Origin of the sequence: Arthrobacter sp. E44 (assembly GCF_041877125.1) — a bacterium.
GTDB lineage: Bacteria > Actinomycetota > Actinomycetes > Actinomycetales > Micrococcaceae > Arthrobacter.
The window spans coordinates 209940-228448 of sequence record NZ_JBHDJA010000002.1 but is presented as its reverse complement, the minus strand read 5'-3'; the positions used below and the strand labels follow the sequence as shown (position 1 = coordinate 228448).

At 65.9% G+C, this 18509-nt stretch carries 13 protein-coding genes and 1 pseudogene; 9 read left to right on the top strand and 5 right to left on the bottom strand.

Features of this window, described 5'->3' with window-relative positions; translation table 11 throughout:
• The first annotated feature begins 23 nt into the window (after positions 1-23).
• Complete coding sequence (locus ACETK3_RS03195; protein ID WP_306968046.1) at positions 24-1475, top strand: aldehyde dehydrogenase (NADP(+)); 1452 nt, start codon at positions 24-26, stop codon at positions 1473-1475.
• 64 nt (positions 1476-1539) lie between these two features.
• Here the strand turns inward: ACETK3_RS03195 and ACETK3_RS03190 are convergent, their stop codons facing one another.
• The 4 genes from ACETK3_RS03190 to ACETK3_RS03175 are packed head-to-tail and all read right to left on the bottom strand — an operon-like array spanning position 1540 to position 7195.
• Complete coding sequence (locus ACETK3_RS03190) at positions 1540-2655, bottom strand: M24 family metallopeptidase (RefSeq protein ID WP_373992508.1); 1116 nt, start codon at positions 2653-2655, stop codon at positions 1540-1542.
• A complete protein-coding gene (locus tag ACETK3_RS03185) occupies positions 2652-4691 on the bottom strand; it encodes a DUF6807 family protein (protein WP_373992507.1) in 2040 nt (679 codons plus the stop codon). Before ACETK3_RS03185 ends, ACETK3_RS03190 begins: the two co-directional genes overlap by 4 nt.
• Before the next feature lie 29 nt (positions 4692-4720).
• Positions 4721-5842 (bottom strand): acetylxylan esterase, encoded by a 1122-nt coding sequence (locus ACETK3_RS03180; RefSeq protein ID WP_373992506.1) that lies wholly within the window; start codon positions 5840-5842, stop codon positions 4721-4723.
• A gap of 57 nt (positions 5843-5899) precedes the next feature.
• Positions 5900-7195 carry an ABC transporter substrate-binding protein gene (locus ACETK3_RS03175; RefSeq protein WP_373992505.1) on the bottom strand — a complete coding sequence of 432 codons (1296 nt, stop codon included), beginning with the start codon at positions 7193-7195 and terminating at the stop codon, positions 5900-5902.
• 291 nt (positions 7196-7486) lie between these two features.
• On the opposite strand from ACETK3_RS03175, the gene ACETK3_RS03170 reads away from it, so the two are divergent.
• The 3 genes and pseudogenes from ACETK3_RS03170 (at position 7487) to ACETK3_RS03160 (ending at position 10988) form a co-directional block, all read left to right on the top strand.
• On the top strand, positions 7487-8431 hold the full coding sequence (locus ACETK3_RS03170; protein WP_236799552.1) for a carbohydrate ABC transporter permease: 945 nt from the start codon (positions 7487-7489) through the stop codon (positions 8429-8431).
• A pseudogene (locus ACETK3_RS03165) lies at positions 8421-9370 on the top strand (carbohydrate ABC transporter permease). The gene ACETK3_RS03170 and the pseudogene ACETK3_RS03165 overlap by 11 nt, the downstream one beginning before the upstream one ends.
• A 244-nt stretch (positions 9371-9614) precedes the next feature.
• The gene (locus tag ACETK3_RS03160; RefSeq protein ID WP_373992504.1) at positions 9615-10988 is read left to right on the top strand and encodes an ABC transporter substrate-binding protein; all 1374 of its coding nucleotides are present in this window, start codon (positions 9615-9617) and stop codon (positions 10986-10988) included.
• Between the two features lie 162 nt (positions 10989-11150).
• Here ACETK3_RS03160 and ACETK3_RS03155 read toward each other — a convergent pair whose 3' ends face one another.
• Positions 11151-13166, bottom strand: a complete 2016-nt coding sequence (locus ACETK3_RS03155; RefSeq protein ID WP_373992503.1) for a beta-galactosidase — start codon at positions 13164-13166, stop codon at positions 11151-11153.
• Positions 13167-13339: 173 nt separating this feature from the next.
• Between ACETK3_RS03155 and ACETK3_RS03150 the strand changes: the two genes are divergently transcribed.
• The 5 genes from ACETK3_RS03150 to ACETK3_RS03130 are packed head-to-tail and all read left to right on the top strand — an operon-like array spanning position 13340 to position 18476.
• Positions 13340-14629, top strand: a complete 1290-nt coding sequence (locus ACETK3_RS03150; RefSeq protein ID WP_373992502.1) for an ABC transporter substrate-binding protein — start codon at positions 13340-13342, stop codon at positions 14627-14629.
• Positions 14630-14680: 51 nt separating this feature from the next.
• Positions 14681-15634, top strand: a complete 954-nt coding sequence (locus tag ACETK3_RS03145) for a carbohydrate ABC transporter permease (protein WP_373992501.1) — start codon at positions 14681-14683, stop codon at positions 15632-15634.
• Positions 15631-16545: a carbohydrate ABC transporter permease gene (locus tag ACETK3_RS03140; RefSeq protein ID WP_373992500.1), complete on the top strand. Its 915-nt coding sequence runs from the start codon at positions 15631-15633 to the stop codon at positions 16543-16545. Before ACETK3_RS03145 ends, ACETK3_RS03140 begins: the two co-directional genes overlap by 4 nt.
• Before the next feature lie 18 nt (positions 16546-16563).
• Positions 16564-17211 carry a Poxvirus protein I5 gene (locus ACETK3_RS03135; RefSeq protein WP_373992499.1) on the top strand — a complete coding sequence of 216 codons (648 nt, stop codon included), beginning with the start codon at positions 16564-16566 and terminating at the stop codon, positions 17209-17211.
• A 2-nt stretch (positions 17212-17213) separates the two neighbouring features.
• Complete coding sequence (locus tag ACETK3_RS03130) at positions 17214-18476, top strand: MFS transporter (protein ID WP_373992498.1); 1263 nt, start codon at positions 17214-17216, stop codon at positions 18474-18476.
• Positions 18477-18509: the final 33 nt, after the last annotated feature.

The window sequence follows — 18509 nt, the reverse complement described above, 5'->3', positions numbered from 1 at the left end:
TATTGGATGAACAGGTTCCTGACGTGACAACTGCAACGCTTTCCCTCACCGAACTCACTGCCGCCGCCACGGCCGCAGCAAAAATCGCCGCGGCTGCCTCCGACGCCGAACGCGCCGGCTGGTTGAACGCGGTGGCAGACGCCCTGGACGCCAACGCTGCCGAGCTGGTAGACATCGCGGACGCCGAAACCAGCCTGGGGGCCACCCGCCTGACGGGCGAGGTGGCGCGAACCACCGGCCAGCTGCGCCTGTTTGCCCGCGTGATCACCGAAGGCTCCTACCTGGAAGCCATCATCGACCACGCGGAGCCGGCCGCCACCCCGCCCCGGCCGGACCTCCGCCGGATCCTCAAGCCCATCGGTCCGGTAGCGGTTTTCTCGGCGTCCAACTTCCCGTTCGCCTTCTCCGTGGCCGGCGGAGACACTGCCTCGGCGCTCGCCGTCGGCTGTTCAGTGATCGTCAAGGCACACTCCGGCCACCTGCGGCTCTCCGAACGGACGGCGGAAATCGTGGCGGAGGCGCTTCGCCGCGCCGGGGCACCGGAGGGCCTGTTCGCCCTGGTCCACGGCCGCGAAGTGGGAACAGCCCTGGTCCAGGATCCTGCCGTCAAGGCCGTGGGGTTCACCGGGTCCATCCCCGGCGGCCGTGCCCTGTTCGACCTTGCCACCTCCCGCCCCGACCCCATCCCGTTCTACGGGGAACTGGGCAGCCTCAACCCCGTGGTCATCACAGCGGAAGCGCTGCAGGCACGCTCAGCGGAACTCGCCGCCGGACTTGCCGGGTCCTTCACCCTGGGCGCCGGGCAGTTCTGCACCAAGCCGGGCCTGGTGTTCATCCCCGCGGGAACCGACTTCGCCTCGGAGGTGGCAGAAGCGAGCAAGGACAAGCCGGCCCTGGGCATGCTGACCAGCCGCATCGCCGAGGCCTACCCGGACGGGCTCCGCAGTTTCGCTTCCGTTGACGGCGTGGACGTGGTGGGCGGCAGCGTGGACCAGGACGCCGTGGCCAACGGCGCCGCTCCGGTGGTCTTTTCCACCAGTGCCGCCAACGTCCTGGAAAACCCGGAGCAGCTGCTGGAGGAATGCTTCGGACCCACCACCATCCTCATCGAGTACAAGGACCGGGAGGAGCTGGCTGCCGTCCTGGCCAAGGTCCCGGGCAGCCTCACGGCAACGCTCCACAGCGAGCAGGGTGAGGATATCGAGGCCCTGGTGGAGCAGCTCTCCGGGCTGGCCGGACGCGTCCTGTTCGAAGGCTGGCCCACGGGTGTGGCCGTGAACTGGGCCCAGCAGCACGGCGGCCCCTACCCCGCCACCACGTCGCTGTTCACCTCGGTGGGTGCGACGGCGGTCCGCAGGTTCCAGCGCCCCGTGGCCTACCAGGACGCCCCGGAAAGCGTGCTGCACCCGGCACTGCGGGAGGACAACCCGCTGCGCATCCCGCGCCGGGTGGACGGGGAACTGCAGCTTCCGTAGCTGACAAAGAAAACCCCGGAGCCTTTGGGCTCCGGGGTTTTTTGCTGCCCGGGAAACTCGTTTACTACAGCTGCAGCGTCACCGGCCGCTCCAGCCCGTTGACGGTGCTTATGGGCCAGCGCGGGTCCACCGTCAGGACGCGGAGGCCGGACTCCGTCAGCTGGACGGTGTCTTCGATCTTGACGCCGGGGCCTGACGGGTTCCAAGTGAAGGCCTGGTCCAGCACCACAGTGTCGGTCACCGCAGACGTCACCCTGGGATCACGCCCCGCGTATCCGGCCGGTCCGCCCTGGTGATGCTGCTCCCACTGGTCCGCCCCGAAGCCGTGCCGGGCGTACGCTGCCTGGATTTCGGCAAAGATCCTGTCCAGGCGCGCCCCGGGGACCGTGGCATCGAAGATGTCCGCTTCCACGGCCGCGATACGGGCCTCGGCGTCGCGCTCTTTCGGGGTGCCGGCGTCGAACCTGATCCAGCGGGTGATGTTGGCCACCAGGCCGTCCCGGCGGGCGCACACCACGGCCATGGCACGACGGCCCAGCGGGGCGTGGGTGGCCAAAGGGTGCCGGAAATCGCTGCGGGAGCTGCCGTTGCACAGGAGTACCAGCGGCTCCGCGCCGGCCGCCACCACGCGGGCGGCCAGCGCCGAGACGAGTTCGAACTCGGTGGTCTCCGGGCGCGCTGCGGAAAGAACGTCCGTCATCATGGCAGCCAGCTCGGCGCTGAGCTGGGAGTACCGCGCGCTCTCGGCCGGGAGGAGCTGCTGGCGGGCGGCGCGCAGTTGCGCTGTGACGTCCGCTTCCGCGAGCGGCGGCCGGGAACTGCTTCCGACGGCGGCGGCGGTCTGGTGCAGGTTGCCGTACCAGGGCACGGTGTGCAGGTTGACCTGGGCTGGAAGCTCTTCGGCCGCGATCCGCCCGGCCTCATTGTTGAAGGTGACCAGGTGGTCGCCGTCGCGGTCCACCAGGAGGGCTGCGATGGGGTCGCCGGCCAAGCTGATGTGCACGCGGCTGCCGTCCAAGTACCACGTCAGGGCAGTGTTGGAGGTCAGGAGCAGGGAGTCCCGCCCGGCAGCGTCCAGGATGTCCAGGACGCGGCGGCGCTTGATGGTGCGGTCCGTCCTTGAGCCCGGCGGCCGCCGTGCCTCCTTCGGGGGAGCGGCTGTGGTTGTTGTTTGCGTCATGACGGGTCCCCCTGTTGGTTAATTAGCGCTTCTACGTCGGCGGTGGCCAGGATTCCGTCGGCCACGAAAACGGTAATGTGCCGCTGTACCGGGTTTCCCCGCCGGGCCAAGACGGGACTGTCCCAGGCGAGCGACTGTCCCACGCCGGGGTAGCCCTCTACGCGGACAAACCACGGGTCCGTGCAGCCTTCCGGGGCGACGAACACCAAGGTGGCCGGCCCGCCGTCGAACCTTCCGGACCAAGCGAGCCAGCGCGTGACGCTGCCGTGGGTCTTTGACTCGCCGCTGCCGGCCTGCGTCCACACCGCCGCTTCCCCGCACGCCGGGAGGCGCCAGAAGAAACCGCCGTAGCCGCCCTCGAAGCGGCCGTTGGAGCCCGGGCTGCCCAGGCTGACGGGCTTGTCCCCGGCGGGGGACAGGGCAAAGTCCAGGGACAACCGCCAGATGGAAGGCGCGACGGCGGACCACGCCCAGGTGCGTTCCTCCACCAGGACGGGGGAGCCGTCGGGGCCGTTCCACTCCAGGGTCTCCTGGAGCCTGCCCTTTTGCCCGCCGCTGTCGTCGGTCTGCTGTGAAGCGGTGGCCGTGATGCTGCCGTGGTCCGGGCGCCAGATGTATTGCCCGGCCTCCCGCGTATAGGTGCGTCCGCCCCAGAAATTGACGCCGTCCACGTCCTGCAGTGCCACCCCAACACCCAGATGCCACACGTGGTCCAGCGGCATGTGGTCCGTGACCACCGTGCCGCCGAGGGTCCGGACAGGGTGCAGGTAGGGGCGCGGGGAGGATACGGCGCGGATGTGGCTGCCGTCCTGGTAGTCGGCCACCGGCCGGCCCTCCACGGCCAGCGTCCGTACCGGGGGCAGGGCCCGGGCCCAGGCGACGCCAAGCTCGGCGAACGTTGCCTGCGCCTTGATGGCGCGTCCGATCAGGTCGCTGATGCCCTGGACCACGGGGTGGGCGTCGTCGCCGTCGCCCTCCCAGGAAATGGATGCAGGATCGATCGGGGCCGGCGCGGGGGAGGTGCGGATGGCTTCCAATACAGCGGTGAACGCGCCGGTGTCGTGGAGGGCGCTGAGCAGCGGAGTCCCGGTGGCACGGGCGTTCAGCAGGTTCTCCAGCAGGTCGGTGCGGCCATATGTTTCCCGGCGCTCGCCGTCGGCGGTGGTGATGACCACCTCGTCCCGCGTATAGAACAGGGTGATGTCGCCCAGGGTGCCGTGCACCGTCACGGTGGGATCCTGCTGTTCGGGGGCGCACAGCGTCAGCGCGCACAGCAGGGTGTCTCCGCCGGCCGTGCGGACCCGGAGCACCGAGGTGTCGTCGCTCTCGGTGTCGTTGGCCCGGTACAGGTCGGTTTCCACTGAGGCTAGGTCGGCGAGCGCGTGGGCGCCGGCCAGGGACAGACCGGTGGCAACGGCGTGGGCCAGCGCGTTCGTGGCCACGCCATCCACTACGTCGGTGCCGTCCAGGCTGCGCTTCCCTGCCCAGCGCGAACGCTTGAAGTAGGACTTGGTCCGCAGCCACTGGCCCGTGGCGCTGATGCCCAGGACGGTGCCGATCTCGCCCGCAGCCACTTGGCCTCGGATGGCGGGCAGGGCGTGGGAGCCCAGGCTTTGGAAGCCCACCTGGACCAGGCGTCCGTTCTCACGCGCCGCGGTAAGGACCTGCTCGAACTGCGCCTGCGATGCCACCGGCGGCTTCTCAACATAGACGTCCATCCCGGCTGACAGCGCGGCGACGGCCAGCGGGGCATGGGTCTGGATGGGGGTGGCAAGAATGACGACGTCGGCACCCGGCCGGGCGGCCAGCAGCGCGTTCAGGTCCGGGAACACTGCGACCGACTCGGCCAGGGTGCCCGCCTGCGGCGGGAGGGGATCGGCCACGGCCACCAATTGCAGGGCGCCGGCAGCCTCGAGCCGGGTCAGGTTGGCGAGGTGGCGCTCGCCGAAGCCGTGCACGCCCACCAGGGCAACGCGGGGGATGGCTGCGGACGCGGGCTGCTGTTGGGTGGGTTCCGCTGAGTGCTGTGTGGTCACGTGGGTCCTCGGTGCTGTCGGAAAGGGGGTCAAGAGGTCAGTGTCCCGGCCAGGAAATCGAGGGCCTCGTCCTGCATGCCCGCCGTGAACACGTGCCCGCCCGGCCAGAAGCTGCCGGTGTAGGTGTCCGTGCCGGTGTGCATTGATTCCAGCAGTCGGTCCGCCTGGCGCATCCCGTCCTCCGGGAACAGCTCATCCGCCAGGGCGTACTGCACCAGGAACCGGGCCGTTTCAGCCCGGCAGGTGAGCTCCGGCCAATCGCCCAGTTTCCACAGGCCGGGAGTCTGCAGCAGCCAGGAGTGCGCGTCCAGGTAGGCGGGGAAGAGCGACTCGAAGGTGGTCATCATGCAGGTGACCACAGCGGCCCGGACGCGCGGGCTGAGGGCGGCGAGGGCAAGGGAGCGGCCGCCGCCGCCCGAGAAGCCGATGCAGCCCAGCCTGTCCTGGTCGACGTCCGGAAGTGCTGCCAGGATGTCCAGGGCGGCAAGGTCGTCATGCGCCACCATGCCGGTCAGGCTGGTGCCCAGCAGGCCGGCTGCCTTGGCAACGGTGTCTTCATGAAAGCCGGCAGCGGCGTTGTATTCCTCCGCCTCGGAAGGCACTACGCCGTCCTCCCGCCACTGCGCCCGCCTCGCCGCTGTTGCGGAGGCCGTCCGCCATGGGGGAGTTTCGAGGTTGAACCTGCGGCTGCCCCACGCGAATGTGTCGTGGGCCAGGACGGCAAATCCCCGGCGGGCGATGTCGGTGGCCAGGGCGCGGCCGTCATAGTGTCCTGCGCGGGCAGCGGCAGCCGACGGGTGGTTGTCCGGGAGTTCCACCAGCCGGTCGGCCCCGCCGAACTTGTTCCCGCCGTGGCAGTGCAGTGCCAGGACGCCCGGCAGCGGACCAAGACTCCCGGCCGGCTTCACCAGCCAGCCCGTAGTCCGTGGACCGAAGCCCAACTGCCAGCTGAGCTGGGAGGTGGTGGCGCCGTCGTACGTTTCCTCCCAGTGCACCGTTACCTCAGGAAGTGCACCGCGCTCCGGGACGCCCAGCGCGTCCGCCAGCTCCTGCGCCGCGGCGCTGGAGGCTGCGTGGAGCGGATGCTCCCGGACGTAGTCGGGCCAGTCCTCATAGCCGGCAATGGCGCTGGGCCGTGCTGTTGGGGTCACGTGGCTGGCCTCCTTACTGCGGTGGTTCCCGGTGCTGGGCGGGTTTGGATGCTGTGGTCAGGCGAGGTTCTGGTTGACCTCGGAGATCATGCCCTTGGCAGCATCGCGCGGGGAGATCTTTCCGAAGAGTACATCCGTGTTGTAACGGTTCAAAACCTCCATGGTCGCCGATGATCCTGCCGGGAACGGCTTCGGAGCTTCGATCTTCATGGCGGCAATGCGGTCCAGGTACGCGGCCTCCTTCTGCTGGGTTTCCTTCAGCATAGGAGTGATGCCGGCCTTGAGTTCAGTGTTGGCGGGCATTCCCCGGTCACTCTTGATCTTGGACGCTGCGTCCATGTTGTTGACCAGGTAGTTAATGAAGAGGGCAGCTTCCTTGGACTGTGGCGACTTGGACGAGATGGCGTATTCCATGGAGGAGCGCAGCCACGCGCCGGGTGTCTTGCTTTCGCCCGGGAGCTTCACCATGACCAGCGGCGAGCCGGAGTAGGAGGTCATCTGGTTGCTCCAGGAAATCTTCATCCCTTGTTTGCCTTGCCCCATCAGGGTCATTTCGGGCTGCGCGGAACCGTCCTCCACGGTCTGCGAGGCAGACGGGGCGCCGCCGGTCTCCGTCAGCTTCTTGTTGAGCTCGAACCAGCGGGTCAGGGTGTCCTCGCTGATGCCCATCTTCTTTCCGTCGTCGGTGTAGAGGGCTTCCCCGTTTTGGCGGGCCCAGACGGCCAGGAAGGAATCGTTGGCCATGGGCGTGGTGCCGAACGTTCCGGCCGGCGACTTTTGCGTGATTTCGGCAGCGATCCTGGCGTAGTCGTCCCAGGTCCAGGTCTCGTCATCCGGCATGGCAACACCGGCGGCCTCGAAGACCTTGGGGTCGAGGACCATGGACATGGAGTTGACGCCCGCGGTGATGGTGTACTGCTTGCCGTCGATCTTGCCCAGGTCCACGGTGCCTTCCGCGAACTTGGACGTATCGATCTGGTCCTTGACCTTGTCCAGGTCCAGCAGGACTCCGCGGCTGGCGTACTCGCTGGGATAGGCGCCGCTCATGGCGATGACGTCCGGCATGGTTCCGCCCGCAATCTGGGTGGCCATCTTGTCCCAGTAGGAGCTGAATTCGGTGTTCTCGCCCTGGACCTTGATGGTGGGGTTCGCGGCTTCGAACGCCTTGATCACCTCCATGGTGGTTTTGGCCCTGGAATCGTTGCCCCACCAGGCGAACCGGATGGTGACGGGATCTTCTGCCGTCCCGACTTTTCCTGCCTGCGGGCTGCTGCCGCAGCCGGTGAGGGCCAGCGCGGCCGCGGCGCAGGCGCCGGTGATGCCCAGGACGGATTTCTTGAGACCAAACTTCATTGTTGTGCCCCTTGGCGGGTTGGTTGTGCTCGAGTGACGGCGGTAACAGAAAGCGTTTTCTCAAAAACTAACAAAGGGCTATACAGGAGTCAAGAAAGCGTTTACTTTGGTACGGAGCCGCAATTCATACGGCCCCGCGGCGCCGGAACCGCTTCCGCTCTCACGGGCAGGAGCAGGGCCGGGCCTGGGTGCCGGATACCCCATCGCCCTGCGATGAAACAACGTGGAGGCCACGATGACCAAAGGAGACCACATGGCCGCAAAACACATCCCCAGGACGGAGCAGCTTCCGTGAGCGCCATCAGCGAACTCAGCTCCATCACCCGGCGGAAGGGCAAAGCCACCGCTGCTGAAAAGAAGGCCAACAGGCGGGACAACAAGGCCGCCTACATCTTCCTGCTGCCGTGGCTGGTGGGCCTGGTGGCCATCACCATCGGCCCCATGCTGATGTCCCTGTACCTGTCCTTTACGGACTACAACCTGCTCCAGCCGCCGGAATGGACCGGGCTGCACAACTTCACCCGAATGCTCAGCGACGCCCGGCTCCACAACTCACTGCGCGTGACGTTTACCTATGTCTTCGTGGGCGTTCCGCTGCAGCTGGCTGTGGCGCTGTTGATCGCCCTCGTCCTGGACAAGGGGCTTCGCGGCCTTCCGTTCTACCGCTCGGTGTTCTACTTGCCGTCGCTCCTGGGCGGCTCCGTGGCCGTTGCCATCCTGTGGAAGCAGATCTTCGGCACCACCGGCCTGGTCAACCAGGTCCTGGCCATGTTCGGCATCCAGGGTCCGGGCTGGATCTCGGATCCCAGCACGGCGCTGGGATCGATCATCCTGCTGCACGTCTGGACCTTCGGCGCCCCCATGATCATCTTCCTGGCGGGCCTGCGGCAGATCCCAAACATGTACTACGAGGCCGCCAAGGTTGACGGCGCCACCACGCTGCAGCAGTTCTGGCGGATCACCCTGCCGATGCTGAGTCCGATCATCTTCTTCAACCTGGTGCTGCAGATCATCGGTTCATTCCAGTCGTTCACCCAGGCGTTCATTGTCTCGGGCGGCAACGGCGGCCCATCCGACTCCACCATGTTCTTCACGCTGTACCTCTACCAAAAGGGCTTCGGCCAGTTCGACATGGGCTACGCGTCGGCCATGGCATGGGTACTGCTGCTCATCATCGGTGTCTTCACCGCCATCAACTTCATCGCTTCTAAGTATTGGGTTTTCTATGACGACTAAGCTTGAGACGCTGCCCACCCCGGAGAGGAAGTCCGCCGGCGCCGGCAAGCCCAACAACCGCAAGCCCAGGGTCCGTGAGTCCCGGGGAACACTGGCCTTCAGCCGCGCGCAGCGAGGCAAATCGCTGATGAAGCACGGCATCCTCATCCTTGCCGGCGCCCTGATGATCTACCCGCTCCTGTGGATGGTGGTGTCCTCGCTCCGCCCCAATGAGATGATCTTCCGCGAGCCCGGCCTGTGGCTGAACAGCCTGGAAATGAGCAACTACACCTCGGGGTGGTCGGCCCTGACGCACCCGTTCGGCCACTACATGCTGAACTCGGCCATTGTGGTGATCGGCTCGATCCTGGGAAACCTGGTGTCGTGCTCCATGGCCGCCTACGCCTTCGCCCGGCTCCAGTTCACGGGCAAGCGGCTGTTTTTCGGCATCATGCTGCTGACCATCATGCTGCCGTTCCACGTGGTGATCGTTCCGCAGTACATCCTGTTTTCGCAGATCGGCTGGGTGAACACGTTCTGGCCGCTGCTGGTGCCGAAGCTGCTGGCGACGGACGCGTTCTTCGTCTTCCTGATGGTGCAGTTCATCCGCGGCATCCCCCGCGAACTCGATGAAGCAGCACGCATCGACGGCGCCGGCCGGGCCATCCCCGCATCTTCCTGCGGGTCATCCTGCCGCTCATGGTGCCGGCATTGGCCACCACCACCATCTTTACCTTCATCTGGACCTGGAACGACTTCTTCGGGGCCCTGATCTACCTCACGGACCCCGATATGTTCACCGTCCCGGTGGCGCTGCGGGCCTTCGTTGATTCGCAGTCGGCCACAAGCTGGGGATCCCTGTTCGCCATGTCCATCGTCTCCCTGCTGCCGGTCTTCCTGGTGTTCCTCTTTGGCCAGCGGTTCCTGATCAAGGGCATCGCCACCACCGGCATCAAGTAACCCAGCCCTCCAACTTCCATATCCCTGAACGGCCCGTCCTTGCGGCGGGCCGTTCGTCCGTCCACGCCGTTCGAAATCTTTCAAGATCACGACTCAGGCTTCTTGTATTACAAGTTGTGGACTTGTAGCATGAGATCTAGAAAGCGCTTTCATAACGGATCCGCTCGGCCCTATCGCTGAGCCGGAACCGAGTCCCCACTTGGAACACCACCCGCACCTGGATCAAAGAAGATCGGAGTACACAGTGCCGCTTTTTCCCCGTCCTGCAGCTGCTGCAAAGCAGCGGGCAGGGGCACCCACTTCAGGCGCACTGCGCCACGGCCGCCAAGGCCGAACCCGTAAAGCCGGCGCCGTTGCGGCTGCAGTTGCCGCCGTTATGGCCCTCAGTGCCTGCGGCGGGGGAGCAGCCCCCCAGAACGCGGACGGTACTGTCGAGCTCCGCTTCTCCTGGTGGGGCGGCGACAAGCGCGCCCAGCTCACCCAGGAAGCCATCAAGCAGTTCGAAGCAGAGAACCCCAAGATCAAGATCAAGCCGGAGTTCGGCGACTGGAGCGGATACTGGGACAAGCTGGCCACCCAGGTGGCGGCCAACGATGCTCCGGACATCATCCAGATGGACGAAAAGTACATCACCGAATATTCCAGCCGCGGGGCACTCCTGGACCTTTCCAAGTACGAGATCGACACTTCCAAACTTGACGAGGCTGCACTCAACGCCGGCAAGGGCGAGAAGGGCCTGACGGGCATTGCCGCCGGCATCAACGCCGCCACTATCCTGGCCAACCCGGCCGTCTTCCAGGCTGCCGGCGTCCCGCTTCCGGACGACACGAAGTGGACTTGGGAGGACTTCGGCAAGATCGCCGCCGACATCACCGCCAAGTCCCCCAAGGGAACCTACGGTGCGGCCGCCTATGGAACCGACGAGGCCTCCCTTGGCGTGTGGCTCCGGCAGAACGGCAAGTCCCTGTACACGTCGGACGGCAAGCTGGGCTTCGAGCCCGGGGACATCGCCGAATGGTGGGCCTTCCTGAAGAAGCTCAGCCAGGAGAAGGCCGTGCCTTCAGCCTCCGAGGTGGTGGAGGCCGAGGCCGCTCCGCTTGACCAGAGCGGGCTGGCGACCGGCAGGAACGGCATGGCCTTCTGGTGGTCCAACCAGGCCCCTGCCTTGGAAAAGGCCAGCGGCGGAGACCTGAAGATCCTGCGCTTCCCCACCAAGACGGGGTCAGCCGCCGACGCCGAGCTCTGGTACAAGGCGTCGCAGTTCTGGTCTGCTTCCTCCCGGACCAAGCACCCCCAGGAAACAGCAAAGTTCATCAACTTCCTGACCAACAACGTCAAGGCCGGTGAAGCACTCCTGGCGGACCGCGGCGTCTACCCGAACTCGGAGGTCCGGGCAGCCATCCAGTCCAAGCTCACCCCTGCCGACGTCAAGGTGGTCAAGTTCATCGATCAAATCAAAGATGAGCTCGGGGAGGCCCCGGCGCCGCCGCCGAAGGGCGCCGGCGCCATCCAGGAGATCATCAAGCGCTACACGTCGGAAGTCCTCTTCGAGCGGCTGTCCCCGGAGGACGCCGGCAAGAAGGCAACGGATGAAATGAAATCAGCTATCAGCAGCTAGTCGGCAGGGCTGTTTTGAGGTGAGTCCTCCAAAACGGGGCACTTTGACACGGACTCGCCGGCCGTCGTCGTGGTTTGCACGAAAATAGTGCCCAAAGTGCCCCGCGACGGTGGGGAGGCGGCACCGGGGGAGGTGCCGCCCTCGGACTTCTGTCCGCCGCGCCTACGCCTCCGCGATCACGGCCACGCTGCCGGCCGGAACGGTGCCGCCGAAAGACTCCCCCGTCAGGAGATCAGTTCCCGTGGCCGAGACGGAGACATCCCCCCGGGTGTGGTTGATGGCGAACAGGAAACTCTGCCCGTCGGCCGAACGCCTCCGCACCAGCTCCACGCCGGGATCGGCCACGGCAGCGGGGGAGATCATGGACTCCGCCAGCAGTTTGTCCAGGAGGGCGTCGATCCCGTGGCGGTCCGGGAAGGTGGCAAGGTACCAGGCGGCACCGGACCCCACGCTCCGACGGGTCAGGGCGGGCACACCCTCCAGCGGGTACTCGGTAAAGGTCTGCAGGGCCTCGGCGCCGGCCAGGTGGACATCTTCGCTCCAGATGGACGAAACAGTGCCGTCGATCAACCTCAGCTGCGATCCGGCCAGCAGGGGGTGGAACTCCTCCACCCGAACCCCCAGGAGTTCCCGGAACGCCCCCGGGTAGCCGCCCAAACGGATGTGGTCCTCCATGTCCACAATTCCGCTGAAGTAGCTGACCAGGACCGTGGCACCGGCGTCCGCGGCAGCGGTGATGTTGGCAGCGTGGTCGTCGGACACGGCATACAGGGTGCACACCAGCACCAGGTCGTACCCCTCAAGGGCATCAGAGGGGTGCACCATGTCGACCGAAATGCCGCGCAGGAACAGGCCGCGGTGGAAGGCCCGCAGCAGGTCCAGGTACTTGACGTCCACGCTGGGCTTCGAATCGATTTCGCTGGCCCACCACGCCTCGTAGTCAAAGACAATGGCCGCACGCGACTGGACCCGCGAACCGCGCACTGGCTCCAGCCGTTTCAGTGCGGCGCCGAGTTCCACCACTTCCCGCCACACGCGGGTGTCCCGTCCGCCGTGTGGCACCATCGCCGAGTGGAACTTCTCCGAGCCCGCAAAGCTCTGCCGCCACTGGAAGAACATGACGGCGTCGGCCCCGCGGGCCACGTGGGCCAGGGAATTGCGCAACATCTCGCCGGGCATCTTGGGCTGGTTGCGCGGCTGCCAGTTCACAGCCGACGTCGAATGTTCCATCAGGATCCATGGGTCACCGCCCGCGATTCCCCGGGTGAGGTCCGCGCTGAAGGCCAGTTCGACGTGCCGTTCCGGGTCCGCAGCGACAAGGTAGTGGTCGTTGGCGATGACGTCCAGGTCCTTGGCCCAGTCGAAGTAGTCCATGGATTTGGTGGCGCTGGAGGCCATCAGGTTGGTGGTGCACGGGATGTAAGGCGTGACCTCGCTCAGGACTGCCACCAGCTTCCGGTAGTAGTCCATCAGGGCCCAGGAGTTGAAGCGCTGGAAGTCCAGCTGCTGGCCCGGGTTCAGCGTGGTTGGGGCGATGGCGGGCGGCAGGATTTCTTCGAAGGAGCCATAGTTCTGGGACCAGAATGCCGTGCCCCAGGAAGCATTGAGGGCTTCAATGCTTCCGTACCGGCGTTCCAGCCAGGCGCGGAAGGCTGCCGCGTCCTCCTCGCCGTAGAACTCCGAGACGTGGCAGCCCAACTCGTTGTCCACATGCCACAGCGCCAGGGCCGGGTGGTCCTTGTACCGTTCGGCCAGGACTCGGGTGATGCCTGTGGCATAGCGGCGGTAAACGCCCGACGACGGCGTGTAGTGCCGCCGGGAGCCCGGTCCCAGCACGGTCCCGTCAGCGGTGACCGGCAGGATCTCCGGATGCTTTCGGACCAGCCAGGCGGGGGGCGCAGCGGTGGCGGTGGCCAGCGCCACCTTCACGCCGATTCCTGCGAGGTTGTCCATGACGTCGTCCAGCCACCCGAAGTCATACTTGCCCTCTGCCGGTTCGAGCAGTGCCCAGGAGAAGATTCCCACGCTGAGGAAGTTCACGCCGGCCTCCTGCATGAGTTCCAGGTCCTCCAGCCGGACGCTGACAGGCCACTGCTCCGGGTTGTAATCACCGCCGAAAGCGATGCCTTCGACGTTGCTCCAAACGCTCGACGGTCCGTGCGTTGCCTGTTCTGTCATGGGACTCCTTTGTCAGCTGGGTAGATGGAACGAACTAATGGTCAGACCTTTGGAAAACGCTTGCCCAATTCTGGGAATGTCGCTATTGTATCGTTTCAGAAGCCGTGTAAGCCAGCTCACTACCGCGTTGTAGACCGAGAAAAGGCAAACACCCATTGAGCAAGGAGGCTCCCGTGATCAACAGAAGGCATTTCCTCACAACCGTCGCCATTGGTACCGCATCCGCAGCAGCGCTGTCGGCCTGTGGGAACGGATCCGGCTCGTCCGGCCAGACCGGTTCCGCAGACAAGCCCGTCACCATCAACTACACCTGGTGGGGCAACGACGACCGCGCCGAGCGTACCCGCAAGGCCATCGCCCTGTTCGAGTCGAAGAACCCGGACATCAAGGTCAACGGCAACTTCACCGACTTCGCCGGCTACTGGCAGAAGCGCGCTACCGAGGCCGCAGGCGGCGGGCTGCCGGACGTCATGCAGTGGGACCTGTCCTACCTGCGCGACTACGGCCAGCGCAACCAGCTCCTGGACCTCAGCACGGTCAAGATCAACACGGACGCCTTCGAGAAGTCCCTCCTGCCTTCAGGCCAGATCAAGGGCAAGACCTACGGCATCCCCACCAGCACCAACGCCTTCGCCGTCTACTACGACCCCGCCAAGCTGGCCTCCCTGGGCATTGCCGAGCCCACCGGCAAGTGGACCTGGTCCGAATTCCAGGCATTCCTGAAGGAAGTTGGCGACAAGGGCAACGGCACCCTCTATGGGTCCACGGACTTCACCGGCGTGTGGTGGCAGTTCAACATCTGGCTCCGGCAGAAGAACATGCAGGCCTTCAACAGCGACGGGAAGCTGGGTTTCAGCAAGGACGACCTGAAGACCTGGTGGAACCTCAACTCGAAGCTTCGCGGGACCCAGGCCATCGTTCCGGAAGAGAGGGTGACCCAGCTCAAGCCCAAGTCGCCGTTCGGTTCGAACGTCAGTGCTGCCGAGGTTACCTGGGACAACTTCATGGCCGGCTACCTCGGGGACAGCGGCGCAAAGGAACTCAAGCTGGTGCCCGTGCCGTCGGATGACCCCAACAACCTGGGCCTGTTCCTCAAGCCTTCCATGCTGATGGTGGCAAGCGCCAAGACCAAGTTCAAGGATGCTGCCGCGCGCTTCATCGATTTCATGGTCAACGACCCCGAGGTGGGCCAGATCTTCAAGACCTCCCGCGGCGTCCCCGCTTCCAAGACCCAGCGCGACGGTACCACCTTCGACGGCGCCGACAAGCTCGTGGTGGATTATGAGAAGTCCATCGAAAAGTACCTCAAGGATGCCCCGGAGCCGCCCATCGTCGGCTTCGGAACGCTGGAAGCTTCGTTCGGCCGGATCGCCTCCGACCTTAACTACGGCAAGGTCACCGTTGACGGTGCCGTCGACGCGTGGTTCAAGGAAGCCGAAGACGTCATCAAGCAGAACGCCTGATCCGGCTGCCATGCCCTCCCGCCCTGGTTCCACCACTGACGGAATGATCTCGTGACTTCAAGCCCAACCCTGAGCAGGCGTTCGGCGTCGGCCGCCCCCGTGCAGCTTCGCAAGTCGAAGCGCAACGGGGTGGACGCCCGTGCCGGCTACACGTTCCTGCTGCCTTGGCTGCTGGGATTCATCGCCCTGACGGTAGGGCCGATGATCTCCTCGCTGTACCTGTCCTTCACCAACTACAACCTGTTTGAGGCGCCCAAGTGGATCGGCCTGGACAACTACACCACCCTGTTCCAGGACGAACGGTTCCTGCAGTCCGTGGGCGTGACCTTGTCCTATGTGGTCTTCGGCACCCCGCTGAAGCTCGCCGCGGCGCTGGCGGTGGGCATGCTGCTGAACAGCAAGCGCCGCGGCCAGGGCTTCTACCGTTCGGCGTTCTACGCGCCGTCGCTGATCGGCGCGTCCGTGTCCATCGCCATCGTCTGGAAGGCGATGTTCGGGGACTCCGGGCCCGTGGACCAGGGGTTGTCCTTCTTCGGAATCAACCTGGGCGGCTGGGTGGGCAACCCCGCCATGACCATGCCGATGTTCATCCTGCTGACGGTGTGGCAGTTCGGCGCCCCGATGGTGATCTTCCTGGCCGGGCTCAAGCAGATCCCCGGCGAGCTCTACGAAGCAGCGTCCATGGACGGCGCCGGCCCGGTGCGGAAGTTCTTCAACATCACCTGGCCCATGCTCTCCCCGGTGATCTTCTTCAACCTGCTGATGGAAACCATCCACGCCTTCCAGGTTTTCGCGTCGGCCTACATCATCTCCAACGGCGACGGCGGCCCCGCCGGATCCACCCTCTTCTACACCCTCTACCTGTACCTGCGCGGCTTCAGCGACTTCCGGATGGGCTACGCCTCGGCCATGGCCTGGCTGCTGGTGGTCGTGGTCGGCATCATCACGCTGATCTTCTTCCGCACGTCCAAGTCCTGGGTCCACTACAGCGGTGATTCACGATGACAACCATGGCAACTCCCACCCAGTCCACTCAGGACACCGCCCCGGCCTACAACCCGAAGTCAGAGTCCACCGGGGCCAAACGGGCCAAGAGCGTGGTCTTCCACGCCGCGGCCCTCATCCTCACGGCCATCGTGCTGTACCCGGGCCTTTGGATGATCGCGTCGTCCTTCAAGCCGAACTCCGAAATCGGCGGCCAGAACACGTCGCTGTGGTCCAACAATTTCAGCTTCGACAACTTCGTCACCGCCATGGACGGGATCGGCGGGGTGTCCACCCTGCAGTTCTTCACCAACTCGCTGATCCTGGCCCTCGGTGCGGTGGTGGGGACCATCCTGTCCGCGTCCGTTTCGGCCTACGCGTTCGCCCGGATCAACTTCCCCGGCCGCAGCATCTTCTTCGGCATGATGATCGCCACCTTGCTGCTGCCCTTCCACGTGGTGATCATCCCGCAGTACATCGTGTTCCAGCAGTTGGGCCTGGTGGACACGTACGTGCCGCTGCTGATCGGCAAGTTCCTGGCTGCGGACGCGTTCTTCGTCTTCCTCATGGTCCAGTTCATGCGCGGCCTGCCCACGGAGCTGGACGAGGCGGCACGGATCGACGGCGCCGGGCACGCCCGGATCTTCTTCTCCATCATGCTGCCGCTGATGAAGCCGGCCCTGATCTCCACCTCGATCTTCTCCTTCATTTGGAGCTGGAACGATTTCCTGGGCCCGCTGCTGTACCTGAACACCCCGGACAAGTACCCGCTGCCGCTGGCCCTGCGGCTCTTCGTGGACCAGACCCAGTCCTCGGACTACGGCGCCATGATCGCCATGTCGGTCCTGGCCCTGCTCCCCGTGCTGATCTTCTTCCTGATCTTCCAGCGGTACATCGTCGAAGGCGTCTCCACCCAGGGCCTCAAAGGCTAAAGGCAGTAAAGGAAGAAAATGAGCGTCATGGACAGCACCACACCCGCATCCAGGCACGAACCCATCCCGGTGAACCGGTTCGCCGTGTTCTCCGAAACCCTTTTGGCAGGGGTGCTGGTGCTGGTGCTGTCCCTCCCGCTCGTCACCATCCCGGCCGCCTACGCCGCCGGGACTGCGCACCTCGAACGGCACCTGAACGGCCGGGACGATTCCGTCCGCGGCCTGTGGGGCCTGTTCAAGGCTGCCCTGCCGGGCAGCTGGAAACTTGGCATCACGACGGCGGCAGCCGCCGTCGTGATTGTCCTCAACCTCTTGCTCGCCTGGGTTGGGCAGCTCCCCGGCCGCGGCCTGGTCCTTCCCGCCACGCTCATCCTTGCCGCCGGCGCCGCCATCGTGCTGCTGCGCACCGCATCCGCCTGGTCCGACTACGGAGGGTCCGACTTTGCAGCCGCCGGAACCACCGGCAAGGACACTTGGCGCCGGGCCCTCGAAACCGGCCAGGCATTCTCCCTCCGTGACTGGACCGGGTCGCTGCTGCTGGCCGCCGCCCTGTTTTGTGCCGTGGTCTTCGTCTGGATGCTCGCCGCGCTTTTCGTCGTCGTCCCCGGAACCCTCATCCTGGCCGCCGCCGCAGTGAAGCTGCGCTCCGGCCGCACCAAACGCTGACTGTGCCTGCCCGCCGCACGCGCTCCCTCCAGTCAGAACAAGCCGTCAGCAGCCAGCCCCGCTGGTACCACCCCCTAAGGCAGCACAACTACCGGCTCTTCCTGGCCATGCAGCTGGCCGGCAGCCTCGGCGTGTGGATGCAGCGCCTGGCCCAGGACTGGCTGGTGCTGCGGCTGACCGGAAGCCCCGCTGCGATGGGCGCCGCCGTCGCCCTCCAATTCCTGCCCATGCTCGTGGTGGGTCCACTCGCCGGACTGGTGGTGGACATCTTTCCGAAGCGCCGGATTATGATGGTGTGCCAGTCCATCATCGTCCTGCTGGGCCTGGGGCTCGCGGCCTGGGCTGCCGGCGGCACCATCACCGTGTGGGTGGTCTACGCCAGCTGCGTTGCCCTGGGCATCATCGCCGCGGTGGACCAGCCCACCCGCCAGGTCTTCGTCAACGAGGTGGTGGGCGACGCCGCGCTGCGGCCCGCCATCGGACTCAACAACGCGCTGTCACAGCTGGGGGCGATGGCCGGGCCGGCGCTGGGTGGCGTGCTGATTGCGCAGGCAGGGCCTGCAGCGGCCTTCGCCGCCAATGCCCTGATTGGCCTGGTGATACTCGGCCTTATTGCCGCCGTCCGACTCCACGAACTGCACCCCAGCGCGCCGGCCGCGCGGGGTCCCGGACAGGTGCTCGCCGGGTTCCGTTACGTCAGGGAGCGGCCGCGCCTGCTGCTCCTCATCCTGCTGGCGGGGCTCCTGGGCGCGTTTGGCATGAACGGACCCGTTGTCCTTGCCGCGTTCGCCCAGCAGGTGTGGCACAACGGCGTGGGGGGCTTCGGCCTGTTCAACACCGTAAGCGCCGTTGGGGCCCTGGCCGGCGCGCTCCTGGCGGCCCGGCTCGGCAACATGGGCCGCAAGGGCATCGTGACCGCGGCGGGCCTCTTCGGACTGTCGCAGCTGGTGGCCGCGCTGATGCCCAACGTGGTGCTGTTCATCGGCATGCTGGCGGTGGTGGGCATGATGACGCTGCTGTTCCTGACCAGTGCCGCCACCGCCGTCCAGCTGGAGGCCGGGCCCGCCATCCGCGGCCGGGTGATGGCGCTGTACCTCCCGCTCCTGTTGGGCGGGCACGCGTGCGGCGGGCTCCTGGCCGGCTGGCTGACCGAACAGTTCGGCGTCCGGACCGGACTGGTGGCCACCGGTGCTTTGGGAATGCTCTCCGCGGCCGTGGTGGGACTGCTGCTGTGGTGGCACGGGCGGCGGCCGAACCGGGTTTGACGCTGCACCCCTGCGCGAGATGGCACTTCGCGG

What these genes read in the sequence shown, in the direction of transcription:
- ACETK3_RS03190 (WP_373992508.1), bottom strand. Translation starts at nt 2,655, where the DNA reads ATGACGCAAACAACAACCACAGCCGCTCCCCCGAAGGAGGCACGGCGG.
- ACETK3_RS03175 (WP_373992505.1), bottom strand. Translation starts at nt 7,195, where the DNA reads ATGAAGTTTGGTCTCAAGAAATCCGTCCTGGGCATCACCGGCGCCTGC.
- ACETK3_RS03155 (WP_373992503.1), bottom strand. Translation starts at nt 13,166, where the DNA reads ATGACAGAACAGGCAACGCACGGACCGTCGAGCGTTTGGAGCAACGTC.
- ACETK3_RS03140 (WP_373992500.1), top strand. Translation starts at nt 15,631, where the DNA reads ATGACAACCATGGCAACTCCCACCCAGTCCACTCAGGACACCGCCCCG.
- ACETK3_RS03135 (WP_373992499.1), top strand. Translation starts at nt 16,564, where the DNA reads ATGAGCGTCATGGACAGCACCACACCCGCATCCAGGCACGAACCCATC.